The sequence below is a fragment of the Nonomuraea sp. MTCD27 genome (assembly GCF_041950495.1).
In the GTDB taxonomy this organism is placed as follows: domain Bacteria; phylum Actinomycetota; class Actinomycetes; order Streptosporangiales; family Streptosporangiaceae; genus Nonomuraea.
This window is the reverse complement of the sequence record NZ_JBGNUW010000007.1, coordinates 394,982-415,836: the sequence shown is the minus strand read 5'-3', so window position 1 is coordinate 415,836 and position 20,855 is coordinate 394,982. Positions and strand designations below refer to the sequence as shown.

The window sequence follows — 20,855 nt, the reverse complement described above, 5'->3', positions numbered from 1 at the left end:
CGAAATACTCGGGTCGTGCACGCATTCGACGTCCTCGGGGATCCCGTACGGCGCCGGATCCTGGAGTTGCTGGCCGGCGGCGAGCTGAGCTCGGGCGAGGTCACGACCGTCATCCGGCGCGAGTTCGGGATCTCCCAACCGGCCGTCTCCCAGCACCTGCGGGTGCTGCGCGACAACGGGTTCGCCACCGTGCGGGCCGAAGGCACCCGGCGGCTGTACGCCGTCGAGCCCGGGCCGCTGCAGGAGGTCGACCTCTGGCTGGAACGCTTCCGCGGCTTCTGGAACCAGCGCCTGGACGCGCTGGGCACCGAACTGGCCCGCGGCAAACGAGAACGCCGCATCGAAGGAGAGAACACCTGATGGAGATCATAGACCAGCTCAGCCAGGCACACCGTGAGCTGATCGACGGCAAACGCAAGAGCGTGGTGCTGCGCCGCCACTACGACGCCGAGGTCGAGGACGTGTGGCAGGCCTGCACCGACGCCGAGCGGCTCGGCCGCTGGTTCGCGCCGGTGTCCGGGGACTTCCGGCTGGGGGGCACGTACCAGATCGAGGGCAACGCGCGCGGTGAGATCGTGCGCTGCGAGCCGCCGAGCGTGCTCAAGATCACCTGGCTCTACGGCGAGGACCCCGGCTTCTCCGAGGTCGAGGTGCAGCTGGCCGCCAAGGACGGCGGCACCGCGTTCGAGCTGCGCCACACGGCCGAGGTGCCGGCGGAGTTCTGGGGACAGTTCGGCCCCGGCGCGACCGGAGTGGGCTGGGACCTGGCGCTGCTGGGCCTGGCCCTGCACCTGACGGGCGGCGAGAAGGTGGACGAGGAGACCTTCCACCAGACCGAGGACGGCCGCGGGTTCATCACGGGCAGCTGCCGGGCCTGGGGCGAGGCGCACCAGGCCGCGGGCGGCGACCCGGACGAGGTCGCCGCCGCCGTCGCCGCGTGCACTGCTTTCTACGCACCCGAATAAGGAGAATTCTCAGATGTCCCAGAAGATCACCACGTTCCTCATGTTCCAGAACGGCGACGCCGAAGAGGCGATGAACTTCTACGTGTCGCTGTTCGACGACGCCAAGGTGGTCGCCGTCGAGCACTACGGTCCCGGCGAGCCCGGCGAGCAGGGCACGGTCAAGCACGCCACGTTCACGCTGGCGGGCCAGGAGTACATGTGCATCGACAGCGCCATCAAGCACGGCTTCACCTTCACCCCGTCGATGTCGCTGTATGTCGGGTGCGGCAGCGAGGAGGAGATCAAGCGCCTGTACGACGCGCTGGTCGAGGGCGGAGGCGCGCTGATGCCGCTGGACTCGTACGGCTTCAGCACGAAATTCGGCTGGGTCAACGACCGTTTCGGCGTCTCCTGGCAGCTCAACCTGCCGTGAACAGGCCAGGCCCTGTGACCTGATGGCGGGAGACGCCGTCAGGGCTTGTCCGCCCGCAGTGCCAGGGCGCGCGGAACGGGGTCGTTCCGCGGCTCCACCACCCGGGTGATCGCCAGCCCCGCCGCGATGAACGCGGTGAGCAGCTCACCCAGGGGAAGGTGCCACATGCCGACCCGCCTGCGGATGCCGTCCTCGCGCCACCACGGGGCCGGCTGGTGCTCGCCCGAGACGCGGTAGGTGGGATGGATGACCCGGCCGCCGTCGGGACGGTCCTCGGAGTGCGGGCCGGTGAAGCAGGGGTGCACCCCGTAGTACACCAGCGTCCCGCCCGGCCGCAGGACGCGGGCGGCCTCGCCGAGCACGCGGGCGAAGTCGTCCATGTCCGTCGACACCCACAGCGTGACCACCGACGCGAACGAGCCGTCGGCGAAGGGCAGCGCCGCCGCGTCGCCCCGCACCAGCCCCTCCCCGTCCGCCCGCCGGCGGCCGGCCAGGCGGAGCTGGTCGGCCGAGTGGTCCAGGCCGACGACGGTGCGGCCGGAGGCGCGCAGCGCCGGGAAGTTCAGGCCGGTCCCGCAGCCGAGGTCGAGACAGGGGCCCGTCCCGGGGCCGAGCAGGTCCAGCAGGGGAGCGCGGTTGCCCTCGGCCCACGAGGCGTTGAGCTCGTCGTACCAGTCGGCCAGGCCGTCGTAGCGCGGGGCCGGTCCGTGAACGGATACCACGTCTGCCGCATCCTTTCCGATCAGAGGGGGATGCGGCCAACGTACCGTTTCCCGGTCAGGCCAGGCTCTGCCCGCCGTCCACGGTGAGCACCGTTCCCGTCATGTAGTTGTTGGCCATGAGGAACAGCGCCGCCGAGGCCGCCTCCTGCGCCGTGCCGAACCGCCCGATCAGCGACCCCTGCCCGGCGGCCGCCACCGCCGCGTCGTCGGGCAGGCCCATCGCGCCGCGCGACAGCGGGGTGTCCACGACGCCGTACCTGATCACGTTGACCCGCAGCCGGCGCGGCGCCAGCTCTACCGCCAGCGCCTTGGTGAGCCCCTCGACGGCGCCGATGCTCGCGATGGCCGCCGACGCCCCCGGGATGGGGCGGGCCAGGTAGAGGCCCGAGCTGAAGGTGATCGACCCGCCGGCGGGCAGGCGGGTCGCGGCGGCGCGGGCGAGCCCGTACGCGCCCCAGATCCGCCCTTCCACGGCCTCGCGCACCAGCTCGCGCGGGGTGTCCAGCAGCGGCCCCACGGCGAAGCCGCCGGCGGTCACCAGGACGTGGTCGACCTCGCCCGCCTGGTCGAGCGCCCGCTCCAGGTCACCCTCGTCGGTCCCGTCGGCGGTGATCCCGCTCACGGACGCGCCACCCGCCGTACGGACGCGCTCCACCGCGACGCCCAGGCGGTCCGCGTCGCGGGCCACGAGGACGACGCGCGCCCCCACCGAGGCCAGCAGCTCGCCGGCGGCCAGGCCGATGCCGGAGCTGCCGCCGACGACCGCCACGGTGCGGCCCTCCAGCGCGGCGGGCAGCGGCGAGCCGATCGGCATGGGGGCAAGCGTGGTCACGGACATGCGATTCTCCTCCGAAATAAACCATCCAGTTGGTTCAGACCTTGGCTCGATGCGGCGGAAAAGTCAACTGGATGGTTTAATTTCGTCATGACGTACGACGCGGAGGCCACGCGGCAGCGCATCTTCGAGGCCGCCACCGCAGAGTTCGCCGAGCACGGGCTGGCCGGCGCCCGGATCGACCGCATCGCCACCGCCGCGCGGGCCAACAAGCAGGCCATCTACCTGTACTTCGGCGGCAAGGAGAAGCTGTTCGGCGTGGTCGTGCGGGCCAAGGTCGACGAGATCTGCCACGCGGTGAGCCTGGATCCGCGCACGCTGCCCGAGTCGGTGGGGCAGCTCTTCGACTGGTACCACGAGCATCCCGAGCTGATCCGGCTGCTGCTGTGGGAGGCCCTGGAGGCCGACGGCGGCCGGGTCGAGGGCGAGGAGGAGCGCAAGGAGTCCTACCGCGGGCACGTGGGCGGGCTGATGAGCGCGGGCCTGCCGGAGCGGGCGGCGGCGCAGGAGTGGCTGTTCACCATCCTGGGGCTGGTCGCCTGGAACTTCTCGGTGCCGCAGCTGCGCCGCCTCATCCTCGACGAGCCCGACGCCGAGCGCGCGGTCGCCCGCCGCCGCGCGGTCGTGGTCGAGCTGGCCGGCGTGCTGGCCGAACGCATGCTCCCCGAACGCATGCTTTCCGAACGCATGGTCCCTGGACGCGCGGCCGAGCCCGCCTCCCGAGGCTGACCGCTGCCGCTACGGCGACTCGACCGGGCCACGGTGACCGGACACCAGGGCGTGGCCGAGCTCCGTGCGCCAGTACAGCACCGACCGTCCCGCCCGCCGTCGCCGCACCAGACCGGCGTCGAGCAGCACCTTCAGGTGCCGCCCCACCGACCCCAGCCCCTGACCGGTCATCGCCACGAGCTGGGTCGTGCTCTTGGGGCTGTCGAGCAGCACGAGCACCCCGGCCCTGCCCGGCCCCAGCAGCCTGCCCAGCGCCCTGGGCACCGGATCCTCGCCGCCCAGGAGCGCCCCCGAGCACGCGTACACCACGGCGTAGCGGTGCGGCACCTCCCAGGCCACCCATCCCGAGTGCGGCGTCACCGGCACGAACATCAGCTGCGCCCCGGACAGCTCCCGCGGCGGGTAGTCGAGGGCGTTGATCTGCAGCCGGCCGTCGCCCAGCCAGCGCATCTCCGCCCCCATGTCCTCCAGAGCCGCGGCCCAGCCGCCCTGGCTCAGCCGTTCGGTCCTGGCCACGATGTCGGCCTCGAGGATCCGGCGCCGCCGCGGCCAGGAGGGCAGCACCGTCTCCCGCCACACCCAGGCCAGCAGGTCGGCGGCGCGCGCGCCCAGATCGGGCCGGTCCAGCGCGGCCGGCGGGGGCCGGCCCAGCGACACGGTGAGGTCGGCCCGGACGGTCTCGGGCGGGGTCGCGCGGATGTGCTCCACCTCGTCCTCGAACGTGGCGTCCGCCCCGCCGTGCGGCGCGGGGACGAGGAAGTCGGCGATCCAGCGGTGGCCCCGGGCGGCACGCAGGAGCAGGTCGGTGATCGGGTCGCCGGCCAGCCGCTCGCGGTAGGCGGGAAGGTGCGCGTCGAGCCAGCCCCGCTCGCCCGGATGCGCGGGCGTGCCCCGGGCCAGCAGCCCCAGGCACGCGGTGGCCTCGGCGAGCGGGGAGATCGTGAAGCGGCTGCGCGCGAGCGTGTCCGCGCTGACCTGCCAGTAGCCCATTGCTTTCGCCCCCGTGCGAAACATTAACAGCCGGCCGGCGACCACGGATGAGACTCCCGTATGCGCACCTACAGGGAGCTTTTCCGGACACGTGAGTTCACGCCGCTGTTCGCCGCCTCGGCCGTCCAGACGACGGCCTCGACGGTGAGCGGGCTGGCGCTGGGCACGCTGGTGTACGCCTCGACCGGTTCGCCGCTGCTGTCGGCGCTGAGCATGTTCGGCCCTTCGGTGGCCCAGGTGATCGGCGCGACGGCGTTACTGTCGGCGGCCGACCGGTTGCCGCCGCGCGCCGCGCTGTCCGGCCTGGCCGCGCTCTTCGGGATGGTGACGGCGGCCCTGGCGATCCCCGGCCTGCCCGTGTGGTCCGTCTTCGCGCTGCTGTTCGGCCTGGGGCTGGCCGCCTCGCTGGGCGGCGGGGTGCGCCTGGGGCTGCTGGACGAGATCCTGCCGCGGCAGGGTTACCTGCTGGGCCGCTCGGTGCTCAACATGTCGGTCGGCCTCACCCAGATCGCCGGGTACGCCGCCGGGGCCGTCCTGGTGGACGCCCTGTCGCCGCGCGGCACGCTGCTGGCCGGCGCCGCCCTCTACCTGGCCGCCGCGCTGATCGCGCGCCTGGGTTTGAGCCGCCGCCCGGCCCGCGCCGCCGGACGGCCGTCGATCGCGGCGACCTGGCGGGGCAACCGCCTGCTGTGGTCCTCGGCGCCGCGCCGCTACGTCTACCTCGCGCTGTGGGTGCCCAACGGCTTGATCGTCGGCTGCGAGGCCCTGTTCGTCCCGTACGCGCCCGCCCACGCCGGCACGCTCTTCGCCCTGGCCGCCCTCGGGATGCTCGCCGGGGACGTGCTGCTCGGCCGGTTCGTCCCGGCCCGGTGGCGCGAGCGGCTCGCCGGGCCGCTGCGGTTGCTGCTCGCGCTGCCGTACCTGGTCTTCGTCCTGCGTCCGGACCCGCCGATCGCGGCGGCGGCCGTCGTGCTGGCCTCGGTCGGGTACGCCGCCAGCCTCCTGCTGCAGGAGCGGCTGGTCGCCCTCACCCCGGCTGAGCTGCGCGGGCACGCCCTGGGGCTGCACTCCTCCGGCATGATGGCCATGCAGGGCGTCGGAGCGGCCCTGGCCGGCGCCGTCGCCCAGTGGACCTCGCCGGCGACCGCGATGACGGTGATGGCGGCGGCGTCGGTCGCGGTCACCCTGAGCCTGTCACCGGGCCTGCGCCCCCGCCCCGCCGACCTCGCCCACCCCGCCGCCCCCTGATCCCAGGCCGACATGCGGCCCGGGGACAGGCAGATGTCACCTGCGAAGCGATGTCACGCTCCGTGCTGGAAGTCTAGAGTTCGACAATGGCAGACACCCCGCGGATGACCTTGCCGACGATGCTCGTGCTGCAGGTGATGCTGTCCGATCCGGCCAAGCGCCGCTACGGGCTGGAGCTGTGCGAGAAGACGCGCCAGCACCCCGGAACCGTCTACCCGATCCTGGCCCGGCTGGAGCGCGAGTACGGCTGGCTCGAGCGCCACGAGGAGTCCCCGGCCGAGCACCTGGCCGAGGGCCGCCGCGCTCGGCACTACTACGTGCTGAGCGAGGAGGGCGCGGTCCGGGCGCGGGCCGCCCTGGAGCGAGCCGAGCGGTCGCGCGCGGTCGTGAACCTCCGGACGGTGACGTCATGACCAGCCTGGTGGCCCCGCTGCTGGCCCGGCTGCCCGGCGGGTTCACGGCCTCCGAGCGTGACCGGATCCGGCGTGCCTACGAGTTCGCCGCCCACCACCATGCAGGCCAGTTACGCAAAAGCGGCGATCCCTACATCACCCACCCGGTCGCCGTGGCGGAGATCGCCGCCGACGCCGGACTCGACTGCGACGCCATCTGCGCCGCCCTGCTGCACGACGTGATCGCCGGCACGGGATGTGACGCCGCCCAGGTCCGCGCGGAGTTCGGCGACGAGACAACCGCACTGGTCCAGGGCATGGCCGAGCTCGACCGCCGCCACGATCAGGCGGCCCTCGATGCCGCGGACGACCGCGTCCTGGCGCTGAAGGTGCTCGACCGACTGCACAACATGCGTACCCTGCAGTCCCTTGACCAGGCGAAGCGGCAGCTGAAGAGCCGGCAGACGCTGGACGTCATAGCACCGCTCGCCAAGCGTCTCGGCCTGCCGGCCATCGCGGACGAGCTCGAAGCGATCGCGCGCGGCCACCTGCCCCGGGACACCGGCGTGGCGCATCGGGCGCTCGCCCTCGGATCCCTGATCCTCCCCTCGGCGTTCAGGGGGACCTACCTGTGCGAATGGCTCGGCGAACTGGATGTATTGCGGAGCCGGCGGGCACACGCCCGCTTCGCGTTCGGGGTGATGTGCGGCATGCCCGCGCTGGCTCTGGCCCTGCGCCGCCCACCGGCCCGGACGCTGCGCCGAAGGCTTGCCGACCTCCTGCCGGCGGGGCTGCGCTGGGTCCTGCGATCGAATCTGCGTACGTGGACTCCGCTGGCCGCGCTGCTGGGCTGGATGGTCCTGGAGACCGCGCGGAGCAGCCTCGGCGACGCGGTGGTCATCCTGATCACCGTGCCTCCCGTCCTCCACACCGGTGTCAGCTGCCTGCGGGCGAAGCTCGGCCTCGACAAAGCAGGCGGGTAAGGTGGGGTTAGTAAGTACTCACCCCACCTTATTCGAGGAGAACCGGCCACTCATGAGGATCACGGTATTCGGCGCCACCGGCGGCACCGGCCTGGAGCTGGTGCGCCAAGGGCTCGACCGCACCCACCAGATCACCGCCGTCGTGCGCGACGCCACCCGCCTGCCCGCCGAGCTGCGCGATCGTCTCGACGTCGTGGAGGCCGACGTGATGGATCCCGACGCCATCGCGCCCGCCGTCAAGGACCGCGACGCCGTGCTGAGCGCGATGGGCCCGCGCGACCAGGGCCCCACCACCGTGCATTCGGCCAGCATCACCTCCATCCTGGCCGCCATGGACCGGGTGGGCGCCCGCCGCCTGCTGATGGTCAGCGCCTCCGGCCTGGAGGCCGACGCCGGCGACGGCCCGTTCACCCGGTACGTGCTCAAGCCCCTCATCGTCCAGCGCCTGTTCCGCCACTCCTACGCCGACCTGGCCAGGGCCGAGCGGCTGCTGCGGGCCGGCGACGTGGACTGGACGATCGTGCGGCCCTCGCGCCTGAGGAACGCCGGCCGTACCAACCGCTACCGCACCGCCCGGGACCTCAACCTCCGGGGCGGCATGAACACCACCCGCGCCGATCTGGCCGACTGCATGCTGGAGCTGATCTCCGACCGCACCTCGGTGGGCCACGTCATCTCGGTCGCGACCTGATGGAGCGGCCGCGGGCCCCGCTATCTTGGGCCCGCTATCTTGGGCCCCGCTATCTTGGGCCCTGTGATCCGCGCCGTGGTGATTGATGTGGACGACACGCTCTGCCTCACCGAGGAGGTGTGCTTCGAGCTCGAGAACGACGTGCTGGCGCGCATCGGTGGCGGGCCGATGTCGCGGGCCGCGCACGTGGCCACATGGGGCCTGCCGTTACTGGAGGCGATGCCGAGGCGCTCGCCCGGTGTCGACCTCGACGCCTTCACCGCCGCCTACGGCGACGTGCTGCGGGAGTACGTGACGGCCGGGCGGCTGGACGTCGTCGTGCCGGAGAACCTGCGGGCGCTCGACGAGCTCGCCGCCGCCGGCCGCAGCCTCATGCTGCTGACCTCGCGCACCGAGGCGGAGATGGCGCACCTCATGGCGCCCGACCACGTGCTCGGCGGCCGGCTCGACGCCGTCTACCACGCGGGCAACATGCGCTTCGCCAAGCCCGACCCCCGGGCCTTCGACGAGCTCCTGGCCGCCACCGGGCTGGAGCCCCGCCAGTGCCTGTACGTGGGCGACTCTCCCGGCGACGCGCAGGCCGCGAACGGGGCGGGCCTGCGTTTCATCGCCTGCATGCAAAGCGGTCTCCGGCGGCGCGCCGACTTCGACCCGTACCATGTCGACGCCTTCATCGACGCCTTCCCCGAGATGGTCGACGCCGTGGCGCGCCTGGAGGGCACGCGCCCGGCACGAGCGGTGGCGGGTCAGGTGATGAGCGCCGACGGGTCGCGTTCGGGCGGTCCTGCGGGCCACCACTCGCCGTCGCGCAGGGCGTAGGGGTACCAGCGGCCGTCGCGCCCGTAGCGCAGTTGCAGGGGGCCAAGCGTCCAGCGGTTGCGCCAGGTCTGCGGGCGTGGCGGGTCCTCGCCCTCCCAGCCGGCCTCCAGCAGCGCCTGGGCCCGGGCCAGGTCGCGGCGGGGCGGGGTCCAGGCGCGGTCCAGGACGTCCAGGGCGTCGGCGCCGCCGTACCGCCAGGCCTGTACGGCGGCCTCGAGCCCGAGCCGCGGCCCGAGATCGTGGTCGGCGGCCAGCCGGACGCGGTCCTGGTACTCGGTCAGCTCCGGCAGGTGCCCGCGCAGCAGCAGCTCGCGGGCGCGCGCGGCGGCGGAGGAGGCCAGGATCGCCAGGGCGGCCACGTCGACGCCGGCGTCGGAGGCGGCCCCGAGGGCGGGAGGGGCGTAGGAGACGTCGTACGGCGGCGGGTCGGGCAACGGCGGGACCCCCACCGCGTACGCCTGCGCCGCCGGCACCCCCGACGGCGCCGGGGCGGGGACGTCGCGCCCCTGCAGCGCCTCGATCAGGTCACCCTCGCCGCGCCCGCGCATGAGCAGCAGCACGAACGGGTCGGCGTCCAGCAGCCAGGACGCCTGGTAGCACAGGGCGGCGGCGTGCTTGCACGGATGGCCCCAGTCGGGGCAGGAACATTCGGGTTCGAGGTCGCCGACGGCGGGCAGCAGCGGCACGGCGGCGTCCTCGGCGGCCTCGACCAGGTCGTGCGGCATGTCGCGGTCGAGCAGCGCGGCGATGTGGCCGGCCTTGGCGGCGACCTGGTCCAGGAAGCGTTCCCAGGCGGCGTCGGTGAGCTGCTCGACGCGGACGACGGTGTCGTACTCGCTCTCGGCCACGGCGGCGATGCGGCCGGGGCTGACGGTGATGGGGCCGAGCCGGCCGTGCTTGGCGTACGCGCGGCCCTTGCGCAGCAGCACGTGGTCCAGGGAGGTGTCCTCCAAGGCCTGGATCCAGGCGCGTCCCCACCAGGAGGTGGCGAAGCGGGCGCCGGCGCGCTGCGGGGGGAACGCGGCGAACCCACGGGCGTTGGTCATCGGAGCTCCACGAGGGCGGCGAGTTCGGCGTCGGTCAGCTCGGTGAAGGCGGCCTCGCCGGAGGCGAGCACGGCGTCGGCGAGCGAGCGTTTGGCGGCGAGCATCTGGGCGATGCGGTCCTCGATCGTGCCTTCGGCGATGAGGCGGTGCACCTGCACGGGTCTGGTCTGGCCGATGCGGTAGGCGCGGTCGGTGGCCTGGTCCTCGACGGCGGGGTTCCACCAGCGGTCGTAGTGGATGACGTGGTCGGCGCGGGTGAGGTTCAGGCCGGTGCCGGCGGCCTTGAGCGACAGCAGGAACACCGGGGCGCTGCCGTCCTGGAAGCGCTCGACCATCTCCTCGCGGCGGGCGACGGGGGTGCCGCCGTGCAGGAGCTGGGTGGCCACGCCGCGCCCGGTCAGGTGGCGTTCGAGCAGCCGGGCCATGGCGACGTACTGGGTGAAGACGAGCACGGCGCCGTCCTCGGCGACGATGGTGTCGACGAGCTCGTCGAGCAGCTCCAGCTTGCCGGATCGGCCGGGCAGGCGCGGGGTGGCCTCGTGCAGGTAGTGCGCGGGGTGGTTGCAGATCTGCTTGAGCCAGGTGAGCAGCTTGACGATCAGGCCGCGCCGGGCCATGCCCTGGGCGTCGGCGATCTGGGCCATGATCTCGCGCACCACCGCCTCGTACAGGCCGGCCTGCTCCGTGGTGAGCGCGACGGGCCGGTCGGTCTCGGTCTTGGGTGGCAGCTCGGGGGCGATGCCGGGGTCGCTCTTGCGGCGGCGCAGCAGGAACGGCCCGACCAGCCGCGACAGCCGCCCGGCCGCGTCGGTGTCGCCGGATTCGACAGGCTTGGCCCAGCGGGCCCGGAACCTGCCGAGCGAACCCAGCAGCCCGGGCGTGGTCCAGTCGAGAATGGCCCACAGCTCCGACAGGTTGTTCTCCACGGGGGTGCCGGTCAGGGCGACGCGGGCGGCGGCGTGGATCTCGCGCAGGGCCTTGGCGGTGCCGGAGGCGGGGTTCTTGACATGCTGGGCCTCGTCGGCGACGAGCAGGTCCCAGGGGTGGGCGGCCAGGCGGGCGGCGTCCAGGCGCATGGTGGCGTACGTGGTGAGCACGAACCCCTCGTCGGCGAGCGTGCGGTTGGCGCCGTGGTAGCGGCGTACGGGCACGCCGGGAGCGAACCTGGTGATCTCGCGCTCCCAGTTGCCCAGCAGCGAGGCGGGGCAGACGACGAGGGTGGGGCCGGCGGCGCGGTGCAGGTGCAGCGCGATGAGCGTGATCGTCTTGCCCAGGCCCATGTCGTCGGCCAGGCAGGCGCCCAGGCCCAGCGAGGTCATCCTGGCCAGCCAGCGCAGCCCGGCGAGCTGGTAGTCGCGCAGCGTGGCGGCCAGGCCGGCGGGCGGGGCGACGTCGGCGGGCTCGCCCAGGCGCTCGCGCAGGTCGGTCAGCCAGGCGGTGGGCTCGACGGGCACCTGCTCGCCCTCGACCTCGACCGTGCCGGTCAGGGCGGCGCCGAGCGCCTCGATGCCGGTCAGCGGTTTGAGGTCGCGCTGGCGGGCCTTGCGGGCCAGGTCGGGGTCGATGAGCACCCACTGGTCGCGCAGCCGTACGACGGGGCGGTGGGCCTCGGCGAGCCGGTCCATCTCGGCGGCGCTGAGCCGCTCGCCGCCGAGGGCGAGCTGCCAGTCGAAGCTGGTCAGGTGGTGCCCGCCGAGGAAGGAGGGCATGTCGGAGGGGGCGGCGTCGCGCTCGCCGATGACGGCGCGGGCGCTGAGGCCGCGTACGAGGGACTTGGGCCAGTGCACGTCGACGCCGGCGGCGGCCAGGCGGTCGGCGGCGCCGGCCAGGAGCTCCTCGACGTCGCCGTCGGAGAGCGTGAGCTCGTCGGGCACGGCGCTGTCGAGCAGGCGTTCCAGCCGGGGCCAGGCGCGGGCGGCGCGGCGCACGGCGAGCGTGGCCTCGATCCGGGCGCGGGCGCCGAACCCGGGGTCGCGGCCCTGCCACAGGTCGGCGGCGTCGACGACGAGGGAGGGGTCGGCCAGGCTGTGCAGCTGGGCGACGGCGCGGAACTCGGCGGCGGCCGGGTCGTCGGCCTCGATGCGCAGCGACAGCCGTACGCCGGAGTCGAGGCCGGAGGAGACCTCCTCGGCCCAGCGGCGCAGGTGGCCGACCTTGACGGGCTTGGCGGCGGCGTAGGCGGTGGTGCCGGTGGCGCGCACGGCGCCGGGTGAGCGTGGCATGGCGTCGGCGACGGCGTCGAGGAACGCCCGGACCAGGGGCTCGGCGTCGGGCAGCAGGTCCCCGTCGAGGGGGATGGCGCGGGCGGTGGCGGGCATGGCGGCGGCCAGCTCGCGTACCCGCTGGAGGTCGGCGGTGTCCAGCGGCCCGGCCCGCCAGGAGTCGTGCTCGCCGGGCGAGACCCCGGGCAGGATGCGGCCCCGGGTGACGAGCTGCAGCGCGACGAGCGCCGCCGCGCCCCAGAAGCGGGTGGCCGGGTGGGCGTGCGGATCCATGCGAGCCCTGGCCAGGCCCGCCACCGCCGTGCCGACGGGGACGAGGGTGGCCGGGACGGGCCGGGTGCGCACCTGGCCGCCGTCCTGCCCCGCGTCCTGCTCTACGGCGTGCTCCTCGGCGACGGTGACGAGGGTGTCGCCGGCCGGGTCGAGGAAGGCGATGTGCCCGGACCTGGGCGGGTCGCCGGGTCGGAAAACTGCCGCGTGCCGTGCCAGATCCGTCAAAGAGCTCACGGCCGTACAGTGTACGGTACGCCGGGGGTGTGGTTAACCACAGTTCTGGACGGGCAGCTTCCTCATTCCGCGCTTATCCGGATCTTCCATAACCTTGATCTCATGACTGAATGGCTGGTTGGACTGATGGAGAGTCTCGGCGCCCCCGGCGCCGGGCTCGCGATCGCGCTGGAGAACCTCTTCCCGCCCCTACCCAGCGAGGTGATCCTGCCGCTGTCCGGATTCACGGCCAGCCAGGGCTCGATGGACCTCCTGGACGTGCTGGTGTGCACGACGCTCGGCTCGGTGATCGGGGCGCTGGCGCTGTACTGGGTGGGGGCGATGCTGGGGCGCGAGCGCACCCTGGCCATCGCGGCCAAGCTGCCCCTGGTCAAGATCTCCGACATCGAGAAGACCGAGGCGTGGTTCCAGCGTCACGGTCACAAGACGGTCTTCTTCGGCCGGATGATCCCGATTTTCCGCAGCCTCATCTCCGTGCCGGCGGGGGTGGAGCGGATGCCGCTGCCGACGTTCACGCTGCTGACCACGGCCGGCAGCCTCATCTGGAACACCATCTTCGTGATGGCCGGCTACCTGCTGGGCGAGAAGTGGTCGCTCGTGGAGCGATATGTCGGCATCGGCACCAACGTGGTGATCGGGCTCGTCGTGCTCGCGATCGCGGTCTTCATCGGCGTCCGGCTGACCGAGCGGCGCAAGGGGAGGCATGCGAGCCGCCGTTGAGGGGCTGCGCGTGGTCGGCGCGGTGGCGCTGGGCGCCGTCACCGCGCTCGGCGAGCTCGCCTTCCTGCTGCTGACGCTGCCGTTCCTGGGCAACCCGAACGTCGCGGAGGCGGCCCGGCGGCTGGCCCGGATCGAGGCCCGCCGCCTGCGCCTGGACCTAGCCGAGCTGGACGCGCTGCGCGAGGGCCGTGACGGCCGGGCCGCGCGCTACCTGGCCGCGCGCGTCCCGGCCGGCGTGCTGGGCGGCCTGGTGATCATGCTGCTGGTGTTCGGGGCGAGGGTGGCGGTGCTGCTCGCGATCTCGTGGGGGCGGGGCGAGCCCTTCGACGGGATGCTGCCCTCGCCGCCGCTGGTGGCCTACATGCTCGTTGGCGGATTCGTGCTGCTGTTTCTGGATTTGTCGGGCGTGGCGGGGGTGCACGCCCTGGAACGCCGGCTGGCGATGCGGATGCTCGGCCCCGACCCGACCCGCGCGCTGGAGCGGCGGATCGCCGAGCTGGCCGAGAGCCGGGCGGGGATCGTGGCGGCGGTGGACTCCGAGCGCCGCCGGATCGAGCGCGACCTGCACGACGGGCTGCAGCAGCGGCTGGTGGCGCTGTCGATGCTGATCGGCCGCTCCCGGCGGGGTCGCCCGGAGCTGCTGGAGCAGGCCCACCAGGAGGCGCAGCGGGCGCTGGCCGAGCTGCGCGAGGTGGCCTGGCGGGTCTACCCGAGCGGGCTGGACTCGCTCGGGCTGGGCGAGGCGCTGGCGGGGGTGGCCGAACGCTCCAGCGTGCCGGTCAAGGTGGACTGCCGGCTGGAACGGCGGCCGCCGATGGCGGTGGAGACGGCGGCGTACTTCGTGGTGTGCGAGGCGGTGACCAACGCCGCCAAGCACGCCGGCGCCACGCACATCACGGTCGAGGTGGGTCCCGAGGGGGACGGGGCGGTGCTCGTACGCGTGCGCGACGACGGCGCCGGGGGCGCGCGGGCCGACGGGGGCGGCCTGTCGGGGCTGGCCCGGCGGGTGGCGGCGCTGGACGGCAGTTTCGAGGTGAGCAGCCCGCCGGGCGGGCCGACGACGATCACGGCGATGCTTCCGTGCGGGTGATCCCGCGTTCTCCGGAGGTCTGAGCTCCTTCTGGCGGCACCCCGTTACCGACAAGCATGCCCGTCTTGACAACTTTATTTTTCGGTGGGAGGGTGAAGGCACCTCGGAAAAGAGCTGGAGAGACATCATGAGAAGGATCGTCGCGGGGTTGTTCATCTCGCTCGACGGCGTGGTCGAGGCGCCCGAGACCTGGCATTTCCCGTACTTCGACGAAGACATGGGCCAGGCGGTCACCGCGCGGATGCGGGCCGCCGACGCCATGCTGCTGGGCCGGCGCACCTACGACGCCTTCGCCGCCCACTGGCCCCACCAGGACGCCACCCGCGACCCGATGGCCGCGACCATGAACGCCACGCCCAAATACGTCGTCTCGGCCACCCTCACCGACCCCGCCTGGGAGAACACCACGGTCCTGGCCGGCGACCCGCGCAAGGAGCTGGAGCGGCTGAAGGAGCGGCCCGGCAAGGACATCGGCATCACCGGCAGCCCCACCCTGGTGTCGTGGCTGCTGCGCGAGGGCCTGCTCGACGAGCTCAACCTGCTGGTGCACCCCCTTGTCGTGGGCGCGGGCAAGCGCCTGTTCGAGGGCGGAACCGGGCAGATCCCGCTCACGCTCACCCACTCCGCCACCTTCGGCACCGGCGTGCTGAACCTGACCTACACGAGGGCCTGACATGCCTGCCAAGACCGTCGCCGACAAGCTGCTCATCAAGCCCGGCACCGAGGTGTGGATCTCCGACGCGGCCCACCGCCCGCTGGTGGAGCCGCTGCCCGAGGGCGCCGGCCACGCCGACGACCTCAAGGGGGCCGGCGTGGCGGTGTTCTTCGCCGCCGACGCCGCCGCCGCCCGGCGGCTGCTCGACGAGCACCGCGCGCTGCTCACCGAGCCCGCCGTCGTCTGGGTGGCCTACCCCAAGGGAAACAAGTCGGACATCAACCGCGACACGCTGTGGCCGATCGTCGGCGAGTACGGGCTGCGCCCCAACGGCCAGGTCGCGGTGGACGAGGTGTGGTCGGCGCTGCGCTTCCGCCCGCTGCGGGAGGGCGAGGCCCCGTTCACGGGCGGGCGCGGCTGAGCCCCGGCGTCCACCCGGCGACCACGGACTTCCTTCTGAAGAGGGATAGTGATCGATCACTTCCGCCTCGACGCCGAGCGGGCGGCACCGGCTAGGCTGTGACGCACACAGCGAGGAGAGGGGTCCCTTGGACAAGCCTGAGACGCCGCGCCTCACGATCCACGAGGTAGCCCGGCGTGCGGGTGTGTCTCATCAGACCGTTTCCCGGTATTTCCGCCACAACGAAACCTTGAGACCGGCGACCCGCGCAAAGATCGACCTGGTCGTCCAGGAGTTCAACTACCGGCCGAACCTGGTCGCGCGCTCCATGCGCACACGCCATACGAACCGGCTGGCGATCACTCTGCCCGCCTCCTCCTACCTGTGGCCGGCGCGCCTGCTCCGCGCCGCCTCCGCCGCCGCGCACGACGAGGGCTTCCAACTGGAGGTCGTCAGCGTGGAGGGCGATCCGCGCGCCAGGGCGGAGCGGGTCTTGGAGCTGGCCGGCTCGGGGCAGGTCGAGGGCATCCTGTCGCTGACGCCCTTGGAGATCGACCCCGCTTCCTCGCCGGTGCCCGTCGTCGTCACAGGCGACTACGACGACATGCTGCGCGGGGTCAACGAACTGGCGGACGCCTCCCCGATCCAGGAGATCGTCGAATATCTCGCCTCGCTCGGCCACCGGGTCTTCTTCCACATCGCGGGTGCCCAGAGCTGGGCCTCGGCCCGTAATCGCAAGCAGGTCTACGAGCAGGCGATCGAGCGCCTCGCGCTCACCTCGTACGGCGTCGCCCTCGGCGACTGGAGCCCGCAGTCCGGCTACGACGCCGTACGCGGGCTGCCGGACGGGTGCGGCGTGACCGCCATCGTCGCCGTGAACGACCACGTGGCCATGGGCGCCGTACGCGCGGCGCTCGCGCGCGGCTGGCGCGTTCCCGGCGACGTCAGCGTGTTCGGCTGGGACGACGAGGAGCTGGGGCGCTTCGCCACTCCCGCGCTCTCCACGGTGGCCGTCGACAGGGAGGCGCAGGGGCGGGAGGCCATGGCGAGGCTCATCGCGGCAGTACGCGGTGAGCCTGCGCCACCGCCTCCCGAGCGGTCGATCAACCGGGTCATCGTCCGTGAGACGGTCGGCCCGCCGCCCGCCGGGGTGTATTGAGCCGGCCGGCGCCGATGTGCTAACTCTTTGGCGCCATGAGCTCCCCTCCACCCCAGGCTCCGGTCATGAAGGATCCATCCGTGATCATGATCGACGATCAGGTCCGGCACCAGACGATCGACGGGTTCGGCTTCTCCACGGCCTTCCGGCGCAACGAGCTGATCAAGTCTCTGTCGGAGGACAAGCGGCGCGAGGTCCTCGACCTGTGGTTCGACCCCGTCAAGGGGGCCGGGCTCACCATCCTTCGCCTGGGCATCGGCTCGGCGCCGGCCGGCAGCCCGTACGACGAGATGGTGTCGATCCAGCCCGAGGACCCCGGCGGACCGGACGCGCCGCCCCGGTACGTCTGGGACGGAGACGACAACAGCCAGGTCTGGCTGGCCAAGGAGGCTCAGCGGTACGGGGTGCGGCGGTTCTTCGCCGTGGCCTGGAGCGCGCCCGGCTACATGAAGGACAACGGCGACGACAAGAACGGCGGCAAGCTGAAGCCGGAATGGCGCCGCGCCTACGCCGACTACCTGGTGCAGTACACGAGGTTCTACGCCGGTCAGGGCGTCCGGATCACCGACCTGGGCTTCGCGAACGAGCCCGACTGGACGGCCCCGCATCCCTCCATGCGCTTCACCCCGAAGGAGGCCGCCGACTTCGTCAAGCTGCTCGGCCCCGTCGCCTCGGGCGTGGGCCTGGTGTGCTGCGAATCGCTCGGCTGGGACGAGGCCAAGGCGTACATCGCCGCCATCGCGGCCGACCCCGAGGCCCGGCGCTGGGTGAAGGTCTACACCGCGCACGGCTACGGCACCCCGGTGGACACCCCGCTCCCGACGAAGCGGCCCACGTGGATGTCGGAGTGGAATCCGAACGGCACCACCTGGAACGAGAGCTGGTACGACGGCAGCGGCTCCGACGGCTACACGATCGCCTCGGCCGTGCACGACGCGCTCACCTTCGGCAACGTCTCCGGCTACCTGTACTGGCTGGGCGCCTCCAAGGGGAACACCCGGGCGCTGCTGCGGATCGACGAGGAAACCGGGACCTACCGGGTCTCGAAGCGGCTGTGGGCGCTGGCCGCGTTCAGCAGGTTCATCAGGCCGGGTGCGCAGCGGATCGGGGCCTCAGGAGCGGTGCCCTCGCTGAAGGTGTGCGCGTTTCGCAACCCCGACGGCTCGCGCGTGGTCGAGGTGCTCAACACCGGCGTGGCGCCCCGCGCCTGGGCGGGCGTGAGCGAGACGGCCGAGGTCTACCTGACCGACGCTGACGCCTCCCTGGGCTCCGTCCCTGTCCGGGACGGGGCGGTGACCTTCCCGCCGCGCGCCCTGACGACGATCGTCCTGCGCTGAGTCGTCCTACGCTGAGTCGTCCTGCGTGTCCAGGGCGGCCGCTGAGTCGTCCTACGCTGAGTCGTTCTCGCACAGGCCGGGGTCGCGGGCAGGGTCGTCCAGGTCCGCAGCCTTCCGCACATCCCGAAGGCACGCTGACCCGGCCTGGGCATGGTGCGCACGACGGTGGCCTGCCCCAGGTGAGAAGGGTCGCCGTCCGCGACGGCCACGAGCTGCTCCCGGGTGCGTTCGGTCTCGGCCGCGACCGTCTCGTTCCACAGCTCGGCCCAGGCCGCCGCCCGAGGCTGGACGATCGCGGCCGCGAGCCGGTGGAAGTCCGCCAGCGCCTGCCCGCCACGTTCCCCGACGTCGTGCAGCAGCTGCCGGAAACCGGTGACGGCCAGGTCGCGCCGGGCCCGGGCGGCCGCCGCCCGTTCGTCTTCGGAGCCCTCCGCCGGCAGCGTCGCCGCGGCGAGGTAGGCGTCGCGGTCGCGCAGGATCTCGGCGGGGAAGGTGAGCACGGCGTCCCCGGCCTCGGGCAGGCCCGCGTTCTGCATGATCACGACCAGCCGGAGGCCGTCCTCGTTGACCAGGCGGTGGATCGTCCCCGGCGAGAACCACAGCACCGTGCCCGCCTCCAGCCGGTCGCGGGCGAAGCCGGCGGCGCTCAGGGTGTGCACCTCGCCGCGGCCCGCGGTCACGACGTACGCCTCGGTCGAGACCGTGTGCAGGTGCGGCGTGCCGCCGTGCACGCCGTCGGCGCACTCCCAGTCGTAGACCGCCAGGTCGCTGATCGAGGTGCCGCCGGGGAACAGCGGGGTCACAGCGCGAACTCCGCCCCGAGTTCGTCCAGCTCGGCCCGGTCGCACATGTGGTCGATGAAGACGTAGCGGTGCGCGAGTTCGAGGGTGTCGCCGTCGGCCAGCGCGATCTCCTCGTCGAAGGAGGGGGAGGGGCTGATCACGGCGAACGCCTCCCTGCGGACGAACCACTTGATCGGCACGGACGCGCTGGAGTGCCCGGCGACGGCCAGCACGGTGCCGCCGCCGTCGATCTCGTCGTGCCGGCCGACCATGGCCAGCCACGGGGCCTGCCGGCCCATCATCTCCTCGCCGCCCTGCCCGCCGGCGGCGATGATCGTGCCGCCGGTGAAGGACCTGGGGCCACGCCAGAAGAAGCCCGCGTACCCAGCCATCGGCCGGCCATGGGTGGTGGGGCTGCCGAAATGCAGGGTGGTGCCGCGGACGTTGCGCAGCTCGGTGGTGAAGTCGAGCGCCCACAGGCCGCGTTCGGCGTCCACGCTGTGGAAGAGCTGGCGGCGTTCCTCGGTGATCCAGTGCTCGCCCTGCGCCGAGACCCAGCGCAGGCCTTCCGCGACCGTGACCCGCTGCCCGTCGGCGGAGACGTCGGTGAAGGCGGTGTGGTTGATGTGGCCGAGGTTGTCCTGCCAGTGGTAGCTCCGCTCCACCGAGAACGTGGGGCCGCCCCAGAAGTTCTGCCCCGACAGGTGGGCCCAGGTCATCTGCAGGCCCTTGTGCCAGCGGTGGTCGTGCGGCCGGTAGACCGACAGGGGCGCGCCGGACAGGCTGCGGATGGGATGCAGGTAGGGCTTGGGCGCTTCGGCGTCGGGGGCGTCGGGCCGGTAGACGTAGTGCGCGATGTCCACGTCGCCGGCGGTGATGACGAGGGCCTTGTCGTCCTCGTCACGGGCGGTGAGTTTCGGCTCAGGCATGGTGGGGCGCTTTCTGCTGGAGGCGGGCGGTGGCGGCCTGCGGGTGGCCGCCGTTGAGCGAGTGGTAGAAGGGGTTGGTGGCGTCGAGTTCGGCGCGGGTGACGGGACGGCCGGTGATGGCTGACTGGTAGAGGCCGGTGATCAGCTCCATGACGCGCCGGCCGTCGGCGCCGCTCACCGGGGGCCGTACGCCGGATCGCAGGGCGGCCAGCAGGGCGGTGAGCTGGGCGCGGTGCGAGCTGGGCGTGTTGTCGGCGGGCGCCCATCCGGCGATCGTGCCGGGGTCGGTGACGTGCGGTGCGGGGGTCCAGCGCCAGTGGGAGTTCTCGTAGCCGTAGAGGTGCTCCACCTCCACCGTGGCGTCGGTGAAGTCGAAGCGCAGGTAGCTCGTCTCGCGCGGGGACAGGACGCTGTTGACCACCGAGGCGATGGCGCCCGAGGCGAAGCGGACGATCGCGAACGACACATCCTCGGTCGCGACCCGGCGGCCGAGCGTGGCCGCCACGGCGTGCACCTCGTGCCAGTCGCCGAGCAGGCTGAGCATGAGGTCCATCTGGTGGATGCCGTGGCCCATGGTGGGGCCCCCGCCCTCGGTCTCCCACTTGCCGCGCCAGGGCACCTCGAAGTAGTCGTGGCCGCGGTACCAGAGCGTGTTGCACACGGCGACGTGCGGGGTGCCCAGCTCGCCGCCGGCTATCTGCTGGCGCAGCCGCGCCGCCGCGCTGCCGAAGCGGTGCTGGAAGACGTAGCTGGCGTACGGGCCGCCGTCCTTCTCGTGGGCGGCGATCTCGTCGTACTCGGCGAGCGACAACGTCGGCGGCTTCTCGCACCACACCCACGCGCCGGCGTCGAGGCCGGCGATCACCGTCTCGCGATGCGCGACCGGCGGGGTGGCGACCACGATGAGGTCAGGGCTCTCCACCGCCAGCATCGCGGCCAGATCGGTGTGACGGCCGGGGATGCCGTGGGCCTCGGCCAGCGCGTCGGCGCGGGCGGCATCGACGTCGCAGACAGCGACGACCCGGACGGCGTCACCGGCCGCGGCCAGGGCGGGCAGGTGGCAGGCGGTGGCGATGCCCCCGGCGCCGACGACGGCGACACGGACCGGGGACGGTGAGGCAGACATGGGGGACTCCCTTGGACGACCCAAAGAGTGATCGATCACTTTTCCTGATCAACCTATTTTCGATCCCCCTCCGGGGTCAACCCGGCTGCGGTTCCC

General features: G+C 72.8%; 23 protein-coding genes. 15 read left to right on the top strand and 8 right to left on the bottom strand.

Annotated elements, in window-relative coordinates:
- The first annotated feature begins 15 nt into the window (after nt 1–15).
- Genes ACBJ59_RS23420 through ACBJ59_RS23410 form a run of 3 tightly spaced genes read left to right on the top strand, consistent with a single transcriptional unit; the run spans nt 16 to nt 1,377 of the window.
- Nucleotides 16–360, top strand: coding sequence for a metalloregulator ArsR/SmtB family transcription factor (locus tag ACBJ59_RS23420; RefSeq protein ID WP_364129482.1), 345 nt, complete (start codon nt 16–18; stop codon nt 358–360).
- Nucleotides 360–965: an SRPBCC family protein gene (locus ACBJ59_RS23415; protein WP_375112357.1), complete on the top strand. Its 606-nt coding sequence runs from the start codon at nt 360–362 to the stop codon at nt 963–965. The genes ACBJ59_RS23420 and ACBJ59_RS23415 overlap by 1 nt, the downstream gene beginning before the upstream one ends.
- 13 nt (nt 966–978) lie before the next feature.
- Entirely contained in the window at nt 979–1,377 is a 399-nt protein-coding gene (locus ACBJ59_RS23410; RefSeq protein ID WP_375112356.1) for a VOC family protein, read from the top strand.
- Nucleotides 1,378–1,415: 38 nt separating this feature from the next.
- On the opposite strand, the gene ACBJ59_RS23405 is transcribed toward ACBJ59_RS23410, so the two are convergent.
- Together ACBJ59_RS23405 and ACBJ59_RS23400 are read right to left on the bottom strand one after the other, a co-directional pair.
- A complete protein-coding gene (locus ACBJ59_RS23405; RefSeq protein ID WP_375112355.1) occupies nt 1,416–2,099 on the bottom strand; it encodes a class I SAM-dependent methyltransferase in 684 nt (227 codons plus the stop codon).
- A 55-nt stretch (nt 2,100–2,154) separates the two neighbouring features.
- Nucleotides 2,155–2,937: an SDR family oxidoreductase gene (locus tag ACBJ59_RS23400; protein ID WP_375112354.1), complete on the bottom strand. Its 783-nt coding sequence runs from the start codon at nt 2,935–2,937 to the stop codon at nt 2,155–2,157.
- A gap of 87 nt (nt 2,938–3,024) precedes the next feature.
- On the opposite strand from ACBJ59_RS23400, the gene ACBJ59_RS23395 reads away from it, so the two are divergent.
- On the top strand, nt 3,025–3,663 hold the full coding sequence (locus ACBJ59_RS23395; protein WP_375112353.1) for a TetR/AcrR family transcriptional regulator: 639 nt from the start codon (nt 3,025–3,027) through the stop codon (nt 3,661–3,663).
- A gap of 9 nt (nt 3,664–3,672) precedes the next feature.
- Here the strand turns inward: ACBJ59_RS23395 and ACBJ59_RS23390 are convergent, their stop codons facing one another.
- Nucleotides 3,673–4,653 (bottom strand): ArsR family transcriptional regulator, encoded by a 981-nt coding sequence (locus ACBJ59_RS23390; RefSeq protein ID WP_375112352.1) that lies wholly within the window; start codon nt 4,651–4,653, stop codon nt 3,673–3,675.
- A 60-nt stretch (nt 4,654–4,713) separates the two neighbouring features.
- On the opposite strand from ACBJ59_RS23390, the gene ACBJ59_RS23385 reads away from it, so the two are divergent.
- The 5 genes from ACBJ59_RS23385 to ACBJ59_RS23365 all read left to right on the top strand — a co-directional run bounded on the left by ACBJ59_RS23385 (nt 4,714) and on the right by ACBJ59_RS23365 (nt 8,786).
- On the top strand, nt 4,714–5,901 hold the full coding sequence (locus ACBJ59_RS23385) for an MFS transporter (protein ID WP_375112351.1): 1,188 nt from the start codon (nt 4,714–4,716) through the stop codon (nt 5,899–5,901).
- A gap of 86 nt (nt 5,902–5,987) precedes the next feature.
- A complete protein-coding gene (locus tag ACBJ59_RS23380) occupies nt 5,988–6,314 on the top strand; it encodes a PadR family transcriptional regulator (protein WP_375112350.1) in 327 nt (108 codons plus the stop codon).
- A complete protein-coding gene (locus tag ACBJ59_RS23375; RefSeq protein ID WP_375112349.1) occupies nt 6,311–7,276 on the top strand; it encodes an HD domain-containing protein in 966 nt (321 codons plus the stop codon). The genes ACBJ59_RS23380 and ACBJ59_RS23375 overlap by 4 nt, the downstream gene beginning before the upstream one ends.
- Before the next feature lie 52 nt (nt 7,277–7,328).
- Nucleotides 7,329–7,967, top strand: coding sequence for an NAD(P)-dependent oxidoreductase (locus ACBJ59_RS23370; protein WP_375112348.1), 639 nt, complete (start codon nt 7,329–7,331; stop codon nt 7,965–7,967).
- Nucleotides 7,968–8,030: 63 nt separating this feature from the next.
- Entirely contained in the window at nt 8,031–8,786 is a 756-nt protein-coding gene (locus ACBJ59_RS23365; RefSeq protein ID WP_375112347.1) for an HAD family hydrolase, read from the top strand.
- On the opposite strand, the gene ACBJ59_RS23360 is transcribed toward ACBJ59_RS23365, so the two are convergent.
- Nucleotides 8,714–9,832 (bottom strand): SWIM zinc finger family protein, encoded by a 1,119-nt coding sequence (locus ACBJ59_RS23360; protein WP_375112346.1) that lies wholly within the window; start codon nt 9,830–9,832, stop codon nt 8,714–8,716. The two genes, ACBJ59_RS23365 and ACBJ59_RS23360, sit on opposite strands and share 73 nt — an antisense overlap.
- Nucleotides 9,829–12,561 (bottom strand): DEAD/DEAH box helicase, encoded by a 2,733-nt coding sequence (locus tag ACBJ59_RS23355; RefSeq protein ID WP_375112345.1) that lies wholly within the window; start codon nt 12,559–12,561, stop codon nt 9,829–9,831. Before ACBJ59_RS23355 ends, ACBJ59_RS23360 begins: the two co-directional genes overlap by 4 nt.
- Nucleotides 12,562–12,663: 102 nt before the next feature.
- Between ACBJ59_RS23355 and ACBJ59_RS23350 the strand changes: the two genes are divergently transcribed.
- The 6 genes from ACBJ59_RS23350 to ACBJ59_RS23325 all read left to right on the top strand — a co-directional run bounded on the left by ACBJ59_RS23350 (nt 12,664) and on the right by ACBJ59_RS23325 (nt 17,922).
- Complete coding sequence (locus tag ACBJ59_RS23350) at nt 12,664–13,281, top strand: DedA family protein (protein WP_375112344.1); 618 nt, start codon at nt 12,664–12,666, stop codon at nt 13,279–13,281.
- Nucleotides 13,265–14,371, top strand: coding sequence for a sensor histidine kinase (locus ACBJ59_RS23345; RefSeq protein WP_375112343.1), 1,107 nt, complete (start codon nt 13,265–13,267; stop codon nt 14,369–14,371). Before ACBJ59_RS23350 ends, ACBJ59_RS23345 begins: the two co-directional genes overlap by 17 nt.
- 127 nt (nt 14,372–14,498) lie before the next feature.
- Nucleotides 14,499–15,044: a dihydrofolate reductase family protein gene (locus ACBJ59_RS23340; RefSeq protein ID WP_375112342.1), complete on the top strand. Its 546-nt coding sequence runs from the start codon at nt 14,499–14,501 to the stop codon at nt 15,042–15,044.
- A gap of 1 nt (nt 15,045) precedes the next feature.
- Nucleotides 15,046–15,447, top strand: coding sequence for a hypothetical protein (locus ACBJ59_RS23335; protein WP_375112341.1), 402 nt, complete (start codon nt 15,046–15,048; stop codon nt 15,445–15,447).
- Nucleotides 15,448–15,574: 127 nt separating this feature from the next.
- Nucleotides 15,575–16,585: a LacI family DNA-binding transcriptional regulator gene (locus tag ACBJ59_RS23330; protein WP_375112340.1), complete on the top strand. Its 1,011-nt coding sequence runs from the start codon at nt 15,575–15,577 to the stop codon at nt 16,583–16,585.
- A 65-nt stretch (nt 16,586–16,650) separates the two neighbouring features.
- Nucleotides 16,651–17,922 (top strand): glycoside hydrolase, encoded by a 1,272-nt coding sequence (locus ACBJ59_RS23325; RefSeq protein ID WP_375112339.1) that lies wholly within the window; start codon nt 16,651–16,653, stop codon nt 17,920–17,922.
- On the opposite strand, the gene ACBJ59_RS23320 is transcribed toward ACBJ59_RS23325, so the two are convergent.
- From ACBJ59_RS23320 to ACBJ59_RS23310, 3 genes are read right to left on the bottom strand one after another with little or no spacing between them, the layout of a single operon-like run.
- Nucleotides 17,823–18,725 carry a cupin domain-containing protein gene (locus ACBJ59_RS23320; protein WP_375112338.1) on the bottom strand — a complete coding sequence of 301 codons (903 nt, stop codon included), beginning with the start codon at nt 18,723–18,725 and terminating at the stop codon, nt 17,823–17,825. The genes ACBJ59_RS23325 and ACBJ59_RS23320 overlap by 100 nt on opposite strands.
- Nucleotides 18,722–19,633, bottom strand: a complete 912-nt coding sequence (locus tag ACBJ59_RS23315) for a PmoA family protein (protein WP_375112337.1) — start codon at nt 19,631–19,633, stop codon at nt 18,722–18,724. The genes ACBJ59_RS23320 and ACBJ59_RS23315 overlap by 4 nt, the downstream gene beginning before the upstream one ends.
- Complete coding sequence (locus tag ACBJ59_RS23310; protein ID WP_375112336.1) at nt 19,626–20,759, bottom strand: Gfo/Idh/MocA family protein; 1,134 nt, start codon at nt 20,757–20,759, stop codon at nt 19,626–19,628. The genes ACBJ59_RS23315 and ACBJ59_RS23310 overlap by 8 nt, the downstream gene beginning before the upstream one ends.
- Nucleotides 20,760–20,855: the final 96 nt, after the last annotated feature.

Coding starts and splice junctions, on each gene's coding strand:
- ACBJ59_RS23390 (WP_375112352.1), bottom strand. CDS start 4,653: ATGGGCTACTGGCAGGTCAGCGCGGACACGCTCGCGCGCAGCCGCTTC.
- ACBJ59_RS23360 (WP_375112346.1), bottom strand. CDS start 9,832: ATGACCAACGCCCGTGGGTTCGCCGCGTTCCCCCCGCAGCGCGCCGGC.
- ACBJ59_RS23335 (WP_375112341.1), top strand. CDS start 15,046: ATGCCTGCCAAGACCGTCGCCGACAAGCTGCTCATCAAGCCCGGCACC.
- ACBJ59_RS23385 (WP_375112351.1), top strand. CDS start 4,714: ATGCGCACCTACAGGGAGCTTTTCCGGACACGTGAGTTCACGCCGCTG.
- ACBJ59_RS23315 (WP_375112337.1), bottom strand. CDS start 19,633: ATGCCTGAGCCGAAACTCACCGCCCGTGACGAGGACGACAAGGCCCTC.
- ACBJ59_RS23340 (WP_375112342.1), top strand. CDS start 14,499: ATGAGAAGGATCGTCGCGGGGTTGTTCATCTCGCTCGACGGCGTGGTC.
- ACBJ59_RS23375 (WP_375112349.1), top strand. CDS start 6,311: ATGACCAGCCTGGTGGCCCCGCTGCTGGCCCGGCTGCCCGGCGGGTTC.
- ACBJ59_RS23370 (WP_375112348.1), top strand. CDS start 7,329: ATGAGGATCACGGTATTCGGCGCCACCGGCGGCACCGGCCTGGAGCTG.
- ACBJ59_RS23415 (WP_375112357.1), top strand. CDS start 360: ATGGAGATCATAGACCAGCTCAGCCAGGCACACCGTGAGCTGATCGAC.
- ACBJ59_RS23345 (WP_375112343.1), top strand. CDS start 13,265: ATGCGAGCCGCCGTTGAGGGGCTGCGCGTGGTCGGCGCGGTGGCGCTG.
- ACBJ59_RS23410 (WP_375112356.1), top strand. CDS start 979: ATGTCCCAGAAGATCACCACGTTCCTCATGTTCCAGAACGGCGACGCC.
- ACBJ59_RS23400 (WP_375112354.1), bottom strand. CDS start 2,937: ATGTCCGTGACCACGCTTGCCCCCATGCCGATCGGCTCGCCGCTGCCC.
- ACBJ59_RS23350 (WP_375112344.1), top strand. CDS start 12,664: ATGACTGAATGGCTGGTTGGACTGATGGAGAGTCTCGGCGCCCCCGGC.
- ACBJ59_RS23380 (WP_375112350.1), top strand. CDS start 5,988: ATGGCAGACACCCCGCGGATGACCTTGCCGACGATGCTCGTGCTGCAG.
- ACBJ59_RS23310 (WP_375112336.1), bottom strand. CDS start 20,759: ATGTCTGCCTCACCGTCCCCGGTCCGTGTCGCCGTCGTCGGCGCCGGG.
- ACBJ59_RS23325 (WP_375112339.1), top strand. CDS start 16,651: ATGAAGGATCCATCCGTGATCATGATCGACGATCAGGTCCGGCACCAG.
- ACBJ59_RS23395 (WP_375112353.1), top strand. CDS start 3,025: ATGACGTACGACGCGGAGGCCACGCGGCAGCGCATCTTCGAGGCCGCC.